The organism is Corynebacterium sp. HMSC074E01 (assembly GCF_001808885.1).
Taxonomy (GTDB): Bacteria; Actinomycetota; Actinomycetes; order Mycobacteriales; family Mycobacteriaceae; genus Corynebacterium.
Genome location: NZ_KV794854.1, coordinates 541,944 through 554,688, shown reverse-complemented (window position 1 = coordinate 554,688; position 12,745 = coordinate 541,944). Strand labels below are relative to the sequence as shown.

Annotated in this window: 16 protein-coding genes; 8 read left to right on the top strand and 8 right to left on the bottom strand. The window is 59.9% G+C overall.

What is annotated here, in order from left to right:
• Positions 1-216: 216 nt before the first annotated feature.
• Entirely contained in the window at positions 217-1,098 is an 882-nt protein-coding gene (locus HMPREF2537_RS11970) for a flagellar basal body-associated FliL family protein (protein WP_070529370.1), read from the bottom strand.
• A gap of 271 nt (positions 1,099-1,369) precedes the next feature.
• Between HMPREF2537_RS11970 and HMPREF2537_RS11965 the strand changes: the two genes are divergently transcribed.
• Together HMPREF2537_RS11965 and HMPREF2537_RS11960 are read left to right on the top strand one after the other, a co-directional pair.
• On the top strand, positions 1,370-2,284 hold the full coding sequence (locus HMPREF2537_RS11965; protein WP_070529368.1) for a hypothetical protein: 915 nt from the start codon (positions 1,370-1,372) through the stop codon (positions 2,282-2,284).
• A 17-nt stretch (positions 2,285-2,301) separates the two neighbouring features.
• Positions 2,302-3,243: a serine hydrolase gene (locus HMPREF2537_RS11960; protein WP_246820327.1), complete on the top strand. Its 942-nt coding sequence runs from the start codon at positions 2,302-2,304 to the stop codon at positions 3,241-3,243.
• Positions 3,244-3,266: 23 nt separating this feature from the next.
• On the opposite strand, the gene HMPREF2537_RS11955 is transcribed toward HMPREF2537_RS11960, so the two are convergent.
• Positions 3,267-3,935: a hypothetical protein gene (locus HMPREF2537_RS11955; RefSeq protein ID WP_070529364.1), complete on the bottom strand. Its 669-nt coding sequence runs from the start codon at positions 3,933-3,935 to the stop codon at positions 3,267-3,269.
• Positions 3,936-4,079: 144 nt separating this feature from the next.
• Between HMPREF2537_RS11955 and HMPREF2537_RS11950 the strand changes: the two genes are divergently transcribed.
• A complete protein-coding gene (locus HMPREF2537_RS11950) occupies positions 4,080-5,402 on the top strand; it encodes a serine/threonine protein kinase (RefSeq protein ID WP_070529362.1) in 1,323 nt (440 codons plus the stop codon).
• A gap of 134 nt (positions 5,403-5,536) precedes the next feature.
• On the top strand, positions 5,537-6,217 hold the full coding sequence (locus tag HMPREF2537_RS11945) for a DNA-binding response regulator (protein ID WP_246818785.1): 681 nt from the start codon (positions 5,537-5,539) through the stop codon (positions 6,215-6,217).
• Between the two features lie 17 nt (positions 6,218-6,234).
• On the opposite strand, the gene HMPREF2537_RS11940 is transcribed toward HMPREF2537_RS11945, so the two are convergent.
• From HMPREF2537_RS11940 to rpmB, 6 genes are all read right to left on the bottom strand, one after another.
• A complete protein-coding gene (locus tag HMPREF2537_RS11940; protein ID WP_070529358.1) occupies positions 6,235-6,951 on the bottom strand; it encodes a TetR/AcrR family transcriptional regulator in 717 nt (238 codons plus the stop codon).
• A gap of 88 nt (positions 6,952-7,039) precedes the next feature.
• On the bottom strand, positions 7,040-7,834 hold the full coding sequence (locus HMPREF2537_RS11935; RefSeq protein WP_070529356.1) for a hypothetical protein: 795 nt from the start codon (positions 7,832-7,834) through the stop codon (positions 7,040-7,042).
• 241 nt (positions 7,835-8,075) lie between these two features.
• Entirely contained in the window at positions 8,076-8,330 is a 255-nt protein-coding gene (rpsR, locus tag HMPREF2537_RS11930) for a 30S ribosomal protein S18 (RefSeq protein ID WP_010187626.1), read from the bottom strand.
• Between the two features lie 15 nt (positions 8,331-8,345).
• Complete coding sequence (gene rpsN, locus HMPREF2537_RS11925) at positions 8,346-8,651, bottom strand: 30S ribosomal protein S14 (protein WP_010187625.1); 306 nt, start codon at positions 8,649-8,651, stop codon at positions 8,346-8,348.
• 3 nt (positions 8,652-8,654) lie between these two features.
• On the bottom strand, positions 8,655-8,819 hold the full coding sequence (rpmG, locus tag HMPREF2537_RS11920) for a 50S ribosomal protein L33 (protein WP_010187624.1): 165 nt from the start codon (positions 8,817-8,819) through the stop codon (positions 8,655-8,657).
• Positions 8,820-8,821: 2 nt separating this feature from the next.
• A complete protein-coding gene (rpmB, locus tag HMPREF2537_RS11915) occupies positions 8,822-9,058 on the bottom strand; it encodes a 50S ribosomal protein L28 (protein WP_010187623.1) in 237 nt (78 codons plus the stop codon).
• Between the two features lie 539 nt (positions 9,059-9,597).
• On the opposite strand from rpmB, the gene HMPREF2537_RS11910 reads away from it, so the two are divergent.
• The 4 genes from HMPREF2537_RS11910 to HMPREF2537_RS11895 all read left to right on the top strand — a co-directional run bounded on the left by HMPREF2537_RS11910 (position 9,598) and on the right by HMPREF2537_RS11895 (position 12,620).
• A complete protein-coding gene (locus tag HMPREF2537_RS11910) occupies positions 9,598-9,867 on the top strand; it encodes a type B 50S ribosomal protein L31 (protein WP_005530151.1) in 270 nt (89 codons plus the stop codon).
• A 15-nt stretch (positions 9,868-9,882) separates the two neighbouring features.
• A complete protein-coding gene (rpmF, locus tag HMPREF2537_RS11905; protein WP_010187615.1) occupies positions 9,883-10,056 on the top strand; it encodes a 50S ribosomal protein L32 in 174 nt (57 codons plus the stop codon).
• 258 nt (positions 10,057-10,314) lie between these two features.
• Positions 10,315-11,013 (top strand): response regulator transcription factor, encoded by a 699-nt coding sequence (locus HMPREF2537_RS11900; RefSeq protein ID WP_070529354.1) that lies wholly within the window; start codon positions 10,315-10,317, stop codon positions 11,011-11,013.
• The gene (locus HMPREF2537_RS11895; RefSeq protein ID WP_070529352.1) at positions 11,010-12,620 is read left to right on the top strand and encodes a sensor histidine kinase; all 1,611 of its coding nucleotides are present in this window, start codon (positions 11,010-11,012) and stop codon (positions 12,618-12,620) included. Before HMPREF2537_RS11900 ends, HMPREF2537_RS11895 begins: the two co-directional genes overlap by 4 nt.
• Positions 12,621-12,745: the final 125 nt, after the last annotated feature.

Genomic DNA, 12,745 nt, shown 5'->3' with positions numbered 1-12,745 from the left:
AATGTGGCGCTGCCGTGTGCAGCGCACTGCCGCCGTCTTCATTCGCGCGCGTCACTGCGTGGGAACGGGAGGCGGCTTTCGCATACATGGGAGCTGTCCCTAGAGGAAAACTACTGCCCTAAACGACGAAGTTATGCGCCGCCAACGCGGTCAGCGGCTATAACTTTGGCAACTCGGGCAGCTTCGGCACCACTGCGTTTAGGCCCGCCGGGGGCGCTACTGCGCGTGGAGGGAAGCCACCGCGAAGCCAGTGTTGTCCGCGGGATTGCCGTTGGCGTCCTTATACGTAAAAGTAAAGCGCAGGTCCTGGTGGTCTGCGATGTTGATGGGCATCTCGAGGGCTTCCTCTGCCGGGACCTCGAAGGAGGCCAACTCAGTACCGTCAGCACCGTTGACGGTAACGGTGGCGCTGGCAACATCGGTATTTTCCCGGTCATCGCTGAAACCAAAGACCGCGTTGAGTTGGCTATGGCCTTCGGCCAGCTGTACATCAGCGATGTTGGTGCTGCCGGAGCGCGAGACATAGGAATCCGGGAAGAAAGTGCGGGCAATGACCACGCCGTCTGCTTCCAGATCGGTATCGATACGGCCGCTGGTGGCAAGAGGAGTTCCCGGAAGCGTAGCTGTTGAGGTCGGTTCGGAGGAAGCACCGGTGTGGTTGGCGTCGGAAGATTCGCGTCCCCAGATAAACCATGCACCGACGCCGAGAATGACCGCCAGGATGACGAGTAGAGCAATCAGCGCGGCGATGGCACCGCTGAAACGACCTTTGCCCTTCGGCGGTTCTGGAGCGGTGTACGTGGTGGGTTGAGGCGGACTCGGCGGAGTTGGAGCACTCCCGCCGAAAGGCTGCGAGCTGGGGCCAGCAGATTGCCCACCAAACGGTGGAGTGTTGCCGAACCCGCCCGGAGAACTGCTCGGGCCGGAGTGTTGTGGCCCAGACGGGCTGGGTGGGCCGGACGGAGCACCGAAACTTCCGCTTGAGCCGTTAGCACCGCCGGGGGTGCCGGGGCGGCCAAACCCGGGAGCAGGAGAACCGAAGCCGGAGGAACCGGAATTGTGTGGCGGAGTGCCCGAAGGGCCGGTAGGAAACGTCATGGCTGGGAGAATAACAACCTTTCCGTGCGCAGGGGAGATAGAGCATTGAGATACCTCTAATAATCTAAACCCTCTACCGCTGCCCGCGCGGGCAGAGATGCAAACTCGTGGGAATAGTCCCCACCAGAATCGAAAAAGCCGTGGAAACACGGCGTCGTGACTGAAGAACGATGCACGAACCTCACCGCAACCGTAGTACCTGTGCAAAGATAAGAAAGATAGAAAACGCCTATAGGGCATACCCAGAACGTCTAGATCTACGGAGGCTTCGGTGACTGATTCAGATCGCAACCATGGATTCGGCGCGCAGCACCCGCAGGGAAATAGCGGCCAGCCGCAGCCTTCCCGTAAAGATACCCACCCGGAAACCGCGGATTTTGAAGCGCCGCCGACGCAACAGCGCCCCCTGCCGCCCCAGAGCTACCCGCAGAACACGGGAAACAATCAGAATTATGCGCAATCCGGAGAACGCAATTACTCGAACCCCTTTGTCGCCCCCGGCGCATCGGGCCAGTACGGCCAACAACAGCAATTCCAGACGCAGCACTTCTCGTCCCAGCAAATACCGCAGGACGGTAGCGGACAGTATAACCAGCAGCCAGCAGGGTACCCCGCTGGCTATTCTCAGGAGGGTGGCGGAAGCGGCAGCTCTTCTAACTCTGGCAAATTTGTGCTTATCGCCGTGCTGATCCTGGCGGTCGTCCTCGTTATGGCTGCGCTGGCCTACATCTTTTTCTTCAAACATGCCGACTCAAATTCCCAAGCCGGCTCGCCCCTGACCACCGCGCAACTCACCGAGCAGAACGAGAGCGCACAGGAAGAAGAGTCGAACGCGGAGAGCTCTGAAAAGACGACAGAGCAGCCCACGACGACCTCGCAGTCACCAAAGCGCCCCGAGCACCCTGACTTGCCTGAGGGGGCGATTCCGGCAAACGACGCCGCACGCAACAACGAACCGGGCGGCAACTTCAACAGCGTCTACCGTGGAACTGTGGTGACGACGGAGTCCTTTGCCAACGTTGTGCGCGATGAGTACGTCAAGCACTACGTGGAAACCCACGAGTTTGATGCCACCATTAAGGCTTTCAGCCCAGTTACCAAGATCACCTACACCATGGATTGCTCCGATAACGGTGAATTTGTCACCTGTACCGGCGGCAACAACGCGGTTGTGCTCATCCTCTAATGCTTAGGCGGTCAACAATGAAACAGGTAGCACAGCGACGTCACAGCCCTGCACAGCCGCGGCGCCGGAGGGCAGTACTAGCAGCGCTGGTGGGGATCGCGGGGGCGTCGCTAAGCGCCTGCACCATTGGTGATGTCTCCACACCTGAGCCCAGCGCTCCGGCGAGCAGCCCACAGCCCACGCTGCCTGATTCCGGGGCAGAGGTATCTGATGGACCCGCCGCTGACTCAGCCCTTGACAAGGAACCAACCGTGATTAAAGCTACCGACCTTCAGGAAGCCGTCGACGCCATCGCCGCAGACAACCCCGGTACCGGAATCGCGGTGGCCGGCTCAGGAACCGTCGCAGCGGCCGGCAACACCGGCCCGCTGCCTGCGTGGTCCACCGTGAAAGTCCCGTTGGCCATCGCCGCCGAACGCGCCGGGGTGGCGGACCCAGATACTGTATCCCGGGCAATCACGTATTCCGATAACGCCGCGGCGGATTCTCTCTGGGAGGCCCTCGGTGGGGGAGAACAGGCCGCACAAGCCACCCAGGCCATCATTGGCACAACCACGGTCCCCGCTACGCCACCGCGCCCCGGTTTCAGCGCCTTCGGTCAAACCCAGTGGTCGGTGTCCGAGCAGGCAGAATTCATCGCAGCGCTGGGGTGCCAAGAAGGCGCGGATCCAATCCTTGCAGCCATGGGGCAGCCGGATCCCACGCAGAACTATGGTCTCCGGACTTTAGAGGGCGCGGTGATGAAAGGCGGCTGGGGGCCGGCCGAGGACGGCTCCTATGAAGCCCGCCAGATGGGATTAATCACCCTAGGCGGGCACACGGTGGCGGTGGCGATCTATGCCGCAGCGCCTTCCGGCGATTATGGCGAAGCACAGCAGATGCTGAGCCGTGTGGTCAAACAGCTGGCCACCGCAGAGGTCGAGTGGCCCGATGCGGGATGCCAGCAGGGGGCAGTTTAAGAAGCACGAGCGATGTTAAGGCGCTAGCGCGGCCAGTAATCCTCGAATTCGCCGGCCTCGCCGTCGATGTCATAGTCCGTGCCGCGGATGTTCAGCACGGAGCCGGTGTCTTTCCTGCTGGTTGGATCAAGAATCGTGGCGCTGAAGGAATCACCTTCACCACGCGCCGGGCCAAAGGCAGCGCCGCTGGACCAGACACCGCGGTAGAAGAGGGAGTCCTGTTTCTCACAGACCACAATGTGTGAATCGGGATCGGTGCCATGCGCGGCGAAGATCATATCCTCACCCTGTTGGCAGCGTGCCTCAGGATAATCGGACCAACCGGCAGCAGTGAGCCCCTCTGGGACGTCGGCAGCCCCGGTGCTCACTGATGTTTCTGGAGCCTGCTCGCTCGGTGCTTCTGTCTCGTCTGCTTTTCCATCTTTCTGTGCAGGAGAGTCCTCCGGGGTGGTTGCCTCCTCCTGCGGGGCTGTCTGCTCTGAGGTGTCGCTGGTGCTGGACGTTTGTTGGCTGGTGGAGCGGACGTCGTACCAGATCACGAGGCCTGCAATCACCAGCGCAATGAGAATTGCGATCGCGCAGATGAACGGAACGAGGTTGCGTTGTTCCGATTGGGGCTGTCGAGACTGGCCCGACACCGGTGTAGGGGTCTTATGCTCGTGATAGTTAGTGCTAAATCCTGGGGTCGTCATAGGGTCCTTGGAAAACAGTAGAGAACAACACGTAGCATAACCGGCCTTGCAATACCGGACGGAACCGCGCTTAAGTACCCTCCATTTGGGGGCGATGGGACATGGCAACATCATGCTGCCCAGTGCATATGGTCCAATGGGGCAGTGACTAATTCCTACTTCGTGCAATGGCTGACCCAGCAGAAGCGCTACACCAACGTGTACCTGCTGGGTGAAGGCGGCATGGGGCAGGTCTTTCATGCCACGGATCCGGACCTTTCCCGTGAGCTCGCCGTCAAGGTGCTGTTGGATGATGTCCGTGATGAAGCTTCTCGCGCCCGTTTCCATAATGAAATGAAGGCGCTCACCAAGATCGGCAGCCACCCAGGGGTAGTTCAGTTTTATTCCAAGGAGTCCACCCCGCGCGGAGATGACGTGATGGTCATGGCCTTCATCGATGGCAAAACCCTGGGGCATGCTATCCGTGAGCGGGCCCACCAAGGCCGGGGTTTTAGCGTGGCTGAGGTTGTGTATTACCTCAAACCAATTGCCTCGGCGCTGGATTATATGCACCATGAGTTGCATCCCGGGTGGGTGCATCGGGACATCAAGCCCGCTAATATTCTGCTGCGCAAGAACCCCGGCAGCTTGCCACCGGCTGTGCTAAGTGACTTCGGAATCAGCATTGAGGAAGGCCAATCTCGCCTGACCAAAATCGGTCACATTGTGGGTACTGAGAAATACTTGGCCCCGGAGAACAACGGCAATGCTTATGGCGATGATGATATGTCGGCGCGCGCGGACGACTACTCCTTGGCGCTCATCGCCTTCGAGATGCTCACTCTTCATCACCTCAAGGACACGATGCCGCGCAGCGAGTGGGAGGGGCAGCGGCGCATCCCGGATCTGTCTAGTGATGCCTTCGCCGAATTCCTGGCAGGGGACACAATCCGAGTGGTGTCGGAAGTACAGACCGTACTGAACAAAGCGCTCAACAGCGTGCCCATGCAGCGCTATGCGCGGGCCCAGGACTTCATTGCCGCGCTTGGAGACGTCTCCCAGTCCCACCCCACCCAGCGTGCGGCGGCACCCGCCGTCGATGCTCCGCGTATCGCGCCCACGCCGCAGTCTTCACCACGGCCGGAGCAGCCGCGAAATGCCGGAAGAGCTGGGCAGCCGAGCCAGTTTGGCCAGCATCCTCAACCTTCCCAACGCTGGCCGGAACCCTCCGCGTCCTTCGGGTCCGTGGAGCGGGCAAGGCCCACTGGCTTCGTCGCCCCCTCGAACCCGATCGCGTCCCCCGGGACTGTCTCACCCTCTACACCGGTGACGCCGGCGATGCCAGGGTCCACCGTGCAACGCCGTTCCACGCCGCAGCGAGCAAACCACAGGCCGCCTGCGAAGGACAATTCAAACGCCCTCATCATTACGGTGACCGTCGTTGTCATCATTCTCATCTTCGTGGTGACGTGGGCTATCGTGGCCTAGCGCCAGCGGGGTGGGGGAGTAACTTAGCGAGCGGAACTAAAGTGAGTGCCGTTACACTGAAAGACACTGTTTGAAGGCACCTCGCCGGGATGGATGGCGATGTGCGCACGTTTCCCAGCCCTCCGGAGGTGTCTATGAGCCAGCAACAGCCACTCCCACCGCAGAATGCTCCTCAGGGGCCGCGGCTGCGCATTGATGATTTGATCGGCGGCGTGATGGTTATGTCCCCAGGCCAAGAAATCATTGTCGGCCGCGCCGGTGACTTCCGGGTCGGCGAGGAGGACCTCAGCCTGCACCGCCAGCTCTTTCAGCTGTGGTACGGCGGGCAGGGCTGGATGATTTGCAACGTGGGCAGCCATATCCCACTGCGCATCGAGCTGCGCGGTGTCACGGGGTTTTCGCGCATCGACTTGGGCCCGCGCTCAGTAGCGGCCGTACCACCGGGGCCGTCGCGGATTACCTTTGAGACCCCCGAATGCCCCTATGAGCTGTACATCGACGTGGAAAACAGCAACTACTCGCGCCGTACAAAGCGCGAGCAGGATGTCGATGAGGAGCGCACGCGCACCCGCCACGTTCCCAATGATGAGCAAGAAGAGTTGCTGCGCCTGCTAGCCAGCTACCTCAAGAAGCCGGGCTCCACCGATGCTGATATCCCTTCGGTCCGCGAGATCGCCGAGGAGCTGGGGTGGACGGAAAAGAAGACGAATCACAAGATGGATCGCCTAGTGGACAGCCTCCGAGCAGACGGTGAAAAGGCGTATAAGCCCTATAAGACCTTCCTCGCGCACTATGCCATCCGGCACGGCCGCTAAGACATCTGGCACAGCCGCTAGCGGGTCGACTTCTTCCGATCTGCCGCGGCCGCGGCGGCGGAGGAAATAGAGTCGTTGCGGTTCTTGAGCAGCTCCAACGTGGTCGCTTCGGCGTCCTCAGGCGGGGTGGCGCCGAGGACTGCGAGGGCGGCGTCGGCAAGCATGGCAGACTGCTCCGGCACGCGCTGCGAAGCATCAAATGGTGCGTTGCCATCGTTGGGGCGCATCTCGATGACGGAAAGCGCGATGTGGAAGGGCAGCTCGAGGCGCGGATCATCCTCTCCCACAATCTCCGCGGCAGCAGTGCGGAAATGCTCCTTCAAGCGGTCACGCTGGTCGTGATACTCGCCGAATTCCGGAGAGTTTGCCACCGGCAGTTGATACAGGCGGCCTACATTCCACGCCGAGGTCAACAGCAGGCGGGACTCTGCGGCTACGAGAGACCACAAGCGTTGTGCCGGCGCAGCGTCTGAGGCAGCGAGCTCATCCGCGAGTTCCAGCGAAGGCTCGATGGTGGAATTGAGCAGAGTGAGGAAGATATCCGTCTTCGAAGGAAAGTGGTAGTACAGCGAGGCCTGCCGAATGCCGACGGCATCGGCAATCTGGTGCGTGGAGGTTGTAGCAAAGCCCTGGGTGGTGAAGAGCTCGGATGAAGCATCCAGGATTTCCTCGCGCGCGGTGTTTCCCCGGCGGCGTGGGCTATTCTTCCGTGGCCTGCCAACGCTCCCTGCCATGAGGCGGACTCCCTTCGATAAAATTCATGTAATAACTGACGGCAAGTCAGTAATCCTACACCCCGCCGCGAACGGCGATCGTCACGGCTTAGCTTTGACTACAGCTAACCACACTACCGTGCCTAGCCACGATGGATTCGATAGCAGCAGAGACAGTGCGGCACGCCGAACCGTAGGCGGTACGGTCCAAAGGCGGCAAATCAGCCAGCACAACGCTGTGCTGATCGACGCCCTCGTACCACCGACCCAACTCTAGGGCGATGCCCGTGCCCCAAGCTAAGCTCAGCCCCTCCGCTTCGGCGGAGGTAAGAAGCTCACGCTCGACGCCAATGGCGAGGCGGTCTGGAGTGGGGCGGGGTGCTGGCGCCGCCCAGCGGGCGATGGCAGACACCGGTGCGAGCAAGGAGAGACGAATGGACACGTCGGCAGAGCGGTCGGGGAGACCGTCGACGAGTTTCAGCGGTGCCGGCCGCTGAGACACTGCCTCGGCATAGAGTTCCTCCTCGCCGCCCGTGCCTAAGGGAAGGCCGGCATCCGCACGCGTCGATGCTAGGTCTTGCACCGCACCACAGGATAGGCCGGCTTCAGTGATGATCTGCTCCAGCTGTTCGTCTGTGCCCAGCCACGTGATGGGGAGCGAGGGGAGAAGATCGCCGCGGGCAGCGGCGCCGGTGAGCCGCACGGGACTTGCCAGACCGGGAGAGCGGACAATATCGGTGACCACGCGAGAAAACCAGGCAGCGAGCTCAACTCCATCTCCGCGGTGGGCCGTGGCGTTGCGCAGCAGGTCCTGTGCCTCCTCCAGCAGACCACGGGCATGGGCAGGGGAGTGGCAATGGGTGGCGAGTTCACTGAGATCGGTGAGGGATTCGTGCAGTGGCATAAGGTCCTTGTTTCCCTTTCCATCAGGGGCGTTCTAGCCCTTCAATCTATCACTCTGGACGGGCGCACTGAACATGACAGGGTGGATACGGGCGCACAAGGTTGCTGGTAGGAAAACGAAAGCCGCCGCCTACCTTCCCCTTTTTAGCAGGGGAGGTAGGCGGCGGCTAAAAGCTCTTTTGTCCTGTCCTAGTGTGTCACGAGTACAGCGGCAAAAGTGCGCTGTTGAAACCAGCTAGTGTTTAGCGGGACGTGAACGGCAGGAGAGCCATTTCGCGTGCGTTCTTGACGGCAGTAGCAACCTGACGCTGCTGCTGCGGGGTCAGACCGGTGACGCGACGGGAGCGGATCTTGCCGCGGTCGGAGATGAACAGACGCAGGGTCTTGATCTCCTTGTAGTCAACCTTCTCAATGCCCTCGGCCTTGAGCGGGTTCTTCTTCGGGCGGCGGGTCTGCTCCATACGGAACTTCTTGTGATTATTACGCTTGACAGCCATTGTATGGGTACCCCTTTACCAGCTGGACTTGCGAACGCCCGGCAGCTCACCACGGTGAGCCATGCCGCGCATACGGACACGGGACAGACCGAACTTGCGGAGGTAACCGCGCGGACGTCCATCAGCGGAGTCGCGGTTACGGACGCGGACGCGGGCGGCGTCGCGCGGCTGACGGTTCAGCTCGAACTGCGCCTCGAGGCGCTCTTCGTCCGGGGTGTTCGGGTTCTTGATGATTGCCTTGAGCTCAGCGCGACGCTCCGCGTAGCGGGCGACGATTTCCTTGCGCTGCTCGTTCTTGGCGATCTTTGACTTCTTAGCCATAAATTATCGCTCCTCGCGGAATTCGACGTGCTTGCGGACGATCGGATCGAACTTCTTCAAGGTGATGCGATCCGGGTTGTTGCGCTTGTTCTTACGGGTCACGTAGGTGTAACCGGTGCCCGCAGTGGACTTCAGTTTGATGATTGGACGGATGTCATTACGTGCCATCTTTAGATCTTCTCCCCACGTGCGCGAATCTTAGCCACGACGGACTCGATGCCATCGCGGTCGATGATCTTCATGCCCTTGGTGGAAACGGTCAGGGTGATGGTACGGCCCTCAGAGGGCAGGTAGTACCGACGACGCTGCACGTTGGGGTTCCAACGGCGCGAGGTGCGGCGGTGCGAGTGCGAGACCTGCTTGCCGAATTCCGGCTTGCGGCCCGTTACCTGGCAAATAGCCGACATGGGTCTTCTTTCTCCTAGCCGCCCACATCGAAAGCGACTAACGGAGTGCCTATTCCGCGGTGAGGCGCGGCGCTCGAAAAAGTGAGGTTGAGCAGGAGGCGTATATCCGTTGAACACCAGTTGATGAGGGCGTAAAACGATTACTTTGACAACAGCAAGGGGAAATCTTACATGCCGCGGACTGTAGAACCTAATCACCGTTGAAATATTGGCGGGCTTTGGCGCCTATTGTCTGTGTCTAGTCGACGACTGTTCCATGGTGAAGGTGCAGGCGAGGGCGTTGGAGAGGGAATCCTATAGCTAGCCCCGCGGGCTGCGTCCTGCGGCGATTTCGATTTTAATGCCGCTGGCCTGTAGGATATTTCGAGTTGTCGGCGCGAGCCGCACAGTTTTGTAAGTATAGAGACCCAACTCGGGCACGATCCTTTCACGCCCCCATATGCCATCGGGTGCCGTCATAGCGACGGTGTGCGATAGTACGAAAAGGGAAGCGTTGCGGAAGGAACCGACCCGTAGTTCAACCCTGAGGGAATCGACATATGAAGAAAGATATCCACCCGGATTACCACCCGGTGGTCTTTAAGGACGCCGGTACCGGCCACTCCTTCCTGACCAAGTCCACCGCTACCTCCGATCGCACCGTTGAGTGGGAAGACGGCAACGAGTACCCGCTCATCGTCGTTGACGTGACTGCTGAGTCCCACCCGTTCTGGACCGGTGCACAGCGCGTTATGGATACCGCTGGCCGTGTTGAGAAGTTCAACCAGCGCTTCGGTGCAATGGCTCGCCGCAAGAAGAAGAACGCGTAAGGAGGATAGAAGAAGATGGCAACTCCTAAGTTTAAGAAGTCCCGCGCGAACACCCACTCTCGCCGTTCCCAGTGGAAGGCTGACAATGTCGCCCTCCAGGAAGTCACCATCGATGGCCAGACCGTGCGCATTCCGCGCCGCCTGGTTAAGGCTGCCAAGCTCGGCCTGGTAGACGTCGAGCAGTTCTAAGTTCTGAGGCGCTTGTAGCGTTGAGGTCTTAGGGCCGCCACTGTTGCCCCGCGAATTCGCTTTTCTGCGTGAATTCGCGGGGATTTTTGTTATCCGTGAAAATTTTTCGTTTTGTTGTCGTGTCCACTGTTTGTGCAGCGTAGGCCAATTGTTTGGCGCGCGTGTAGACCATTGTGGTGCTTAAAGGGTGAATATTAGGGGGGCGACAGGCTGGGTTCTACTTCGAGAATTCAACCCCGATAGGACATAATTGAGACTATGAAGATTCTTGTCGTCGATGACGAGCAGGCTGTACGCGAATCGCTCCGCCGCTCTCTGAAGTTTAATGGCTACGAGGTCATATTGGCCGCTGATGGCGTACAGGCTGTCGAAATGGTGCACAGTGAGCACCCAGAGCTTCTCATCCTCGATGTGATGATGCCGAACATGGATGGTCTGGAGGTCTGTCGCACCCTGCGCAGCGAAGGTTGGGACCGCCCCATTTTGGTATTGACGGCTCGCGACGGAGTGTCTGACCGCGTTGCAGGTCTAGACGCCGGCGCCGATGACTATCTGCCCAAGCCCTTCGCTCTGGAAGAGTTGCTAGCCCGCGTGCGTTCCTTGGTCCGCCGCGCCGCTGCGGAGTCGATTGCAAAGAAGCAGCCGGTTGAAACCCAGTTGAGCTTTGAGGACCTCAAGCTCGATGCCGATACGCGTGAGGTGACCCGCGGCGAGCGTCAGATTTCTCTGACCCGTACTGAGTTTGCCCTGCTGCGCCTGCTCATGGAGAACCCCCGCAAGGTGCTCTCCCGCAATACCATCTTGGAAGAGGTATGGGGCTATGATTTCCCGACCTCCGGCAACGCTCTTGAGGTCTACATCGGTTACCTCCGTAAGAAGACGGAAGAAAATGGCGAGCCGCGTCTTATTCACACCGTGCGTGGCGTTGGCTACGTCATGAGGGAGGCTATCGCGTGATTCTGCGGAGGCCCGCGCCTGACGCGGTGCCTTCTGAAGCCCTAGATACTACTGCGTGGCTGGGCCTCTCAGGCCGTCGCGGCTGGGCTTCGCGGGTGCCGCTTCGGTGGCGCCTTTCTCTAGTTACCGGTGTCGTTGTCGCCGTTGCGGTAGCAGTAATGACTTTTGTGACCTACTGGTTGGTTGCAGCGTCGATGACGGCGAGCGTCGATAGGCAGATCATGCAGCAAGCGGATGTGCTGATGCAGCAAGCTCAGGACCCGGCCTTTGTAGAGAATATCGATCAAGAGATCGCGACATTTAAGCTCTATAACCCCTCGACTCGGGTCTCCGTCTCTCCGCCTGCAGTTGCGTTTTCTTACGGTGATGCACTGCCCGTGGGTGGTGACTTCAAGTCGGATGGGGACAGGATGGAAAGCTCCATCCGCACTTTGGGTGGTGAGCGCGTACTGGCTAAGTATCAAGAAGGCGGTGCGACGGTAGTCCTAGCTAAGGACTTGGGGCCTACCGAAGACATCGTCTCCGCAGTAGGCTCGGCCCTGCTCATCATCGTGGCCTTTGGCGTTTTGCTGTCCGTCTTCGCCGGCATGGTGGTGTCCAAGACTGGCATGGAGCCCATCGCTCGCTTGAAGCGCGCGGTTGATTATGTGACGCAAACCAATGATCTGCGCCCGATTGCGGTCGAGAGCAACGACGAGATGTCGCAGCTGACGGTGTCCTTCAACCGAATGCTGTCCGCACTCCAACACGCGCGCGTGCAGCAATCACAATTCGTGGCCGATGCCGGCCATGAGCTGAAAACACCGCTGACGTCCATGCGAACCAACATTGAGCTCCTCATGATGCTGAATAAGTCCGGTGGCGGCTTTGGCATCAGTGAGGAGGACCGGCGTGATTTGGAAGAGGATGTGATGGCTCAGATGTCCGAGCTGTCGACTTTGATTGGTGACCTCGTGGATTTGGCGCGTGAAGATGCCACCGAAAAGGAACCCGAGCCGGTGGAGCTGCACGAGGTTTTGGAGCATTCCCTCAACCGAGCTAAGCGTCGCCGCCCGGACGTCGACTTCCGTGTGCGGTTTATCCCGTGGGTCCTTGACGGGGATCCGTTTGCCTTGGGCCGCGCCACGCTCAATCTCATGGACAATGCCGCGAAGTGGTCTCCAGCGACGGGCACCGTGCGCGTATCGATGAAGCAGGTGGCCCAAGATAAGGTGCGCCTGCGCGTGGATGACTCCGGCCCCGGTATTGCCCCGGAGGAACGAGACAAGGTCTTTGAGCGCTTCTACCGTTCCGCGGAAGCCCGGGCGATGCCGGGATCCGGGTTGGGGTTGGCCATCGTGAAATCCGTGCTCGAGCGGCACAACGGAGCCATCACCATCAAGGAATCTGCAGATGGGGGAACGCGCATGGAAGTCATCCTGCCGGGACATCCTACCGAGGGCGATGCCATGGTGGACGGCCTGGAAGAGCAGCCGAATGAGTTTCAGTTCGATTCGACCGCTGCGCAACAAGCGACGGGACAGGCACAGGAGACTTCCGGAGAACATTCGGGGAACCACAATGACCGCGGCAGAATCTTTGCCGAGCGGTGGTTCAATCAAGGTTAACGTGCGATGGATCACCCCAGCTCAGTGCACACAGGAAACGTCCAGCTTTTCCTAGCACACTGGCAGAGCAGAGACAGATGCGCACCAGCTTGAAAGAGCACACTACCTGACATGAATATGAGGAA

Bases quoted from the DNA above. Each gene is read 5' to 3' on its own strand.
- HMPREF2537_RS11970 (WP_070529370.1), bottom strand. From the start codon at position 1,098: ATGACGTTTCCTACCGGCCCTTCGGGCACTCCGCCACACAATTCCGGT.
- HMPREF2537_RS11960 (WP_246820327.1), top strand. From the start codon at position 2,302: ATGAAACAGGTAGCACAGCGACGTCACAGCCCTGCACAGCCGCGGCGC.
- HMPREF2537_RS11955 (WP_070529364.1), bottom strand. From the start codon at position 3,935: ATGACGACCCCAGGATTTAGCACTAACTATCACGAGCATAAGACCCCT.
- HMPREF2537_RS11945 (WP_246818785.1), top strand. From the start codon at position 5,537: ATGAGCCAGCAACAGCCACTCCCACCGCAGAATGCTCCTCAGGGGCCG.
- HMPREF2537_RS11940 (WP_070529358.1), bottom strand. From the start codon at position 6,951: ATGGCAGGGAGCGTTGGCAGGCCACGGAAGAATAGCCCACGCCGCCGG.
- HMPREF2537_RS11935 (WP_070529356.1), bottom strand. From the start codon at position 7,834: ATGCCACTGCACGAATCCCTCACCGATCTCAGTGAACTCGCCACCCAT.
- rpsR (WP_010187626.1), bottom strand. From the start codon at position 8,330: ATGGCTGTCAAGCGTAATAATCACAAGAAGTTCCGTATGGAGCAGACC.
- rpsN (WP_010187625.1), bottom strand. From the start codon at position 8,651: ATGGCTAAGAAGTCAAAGATCGCCAAGAACGAGCAGCGCAAGGAAATC.
- rpmG (WP_010187624.1), bottom strand. From the start codon at position 8,819: ATGGCACGTAATGACATCCGTCCAATCATCAAACTGAAGTCCACTGCG.
- rpmB (WP_010187623.1), bottom strand. From the start codon at position 9,058: ATGTCGGCTATTTGCCAGGTAACGGGCCGCAAGCCGGAATTCGGCAAG.
- HMPREF2537_RS11910 (WP_005530151.1), top strand. From the start codon at position 9,598: ATGAAGAAAGATATCCACCCGGATTACCACCCGGTGGTCTTTAAGGAC.
- rpmF (WP_010187615.1), top strand. From the start codon at position 9,883: ATGGCAACTCCTAAGTTTAAGAAGTCCCGCGCGAACACCCACTCTCGC.
- HMPREF2537_RS11900 (WP_070529354.1), top strand. From the start codon at position 10,315: ATGAAGATTCTTGTCGTCGATGACGAGCAGGCTGTACGCGAATCGCTC.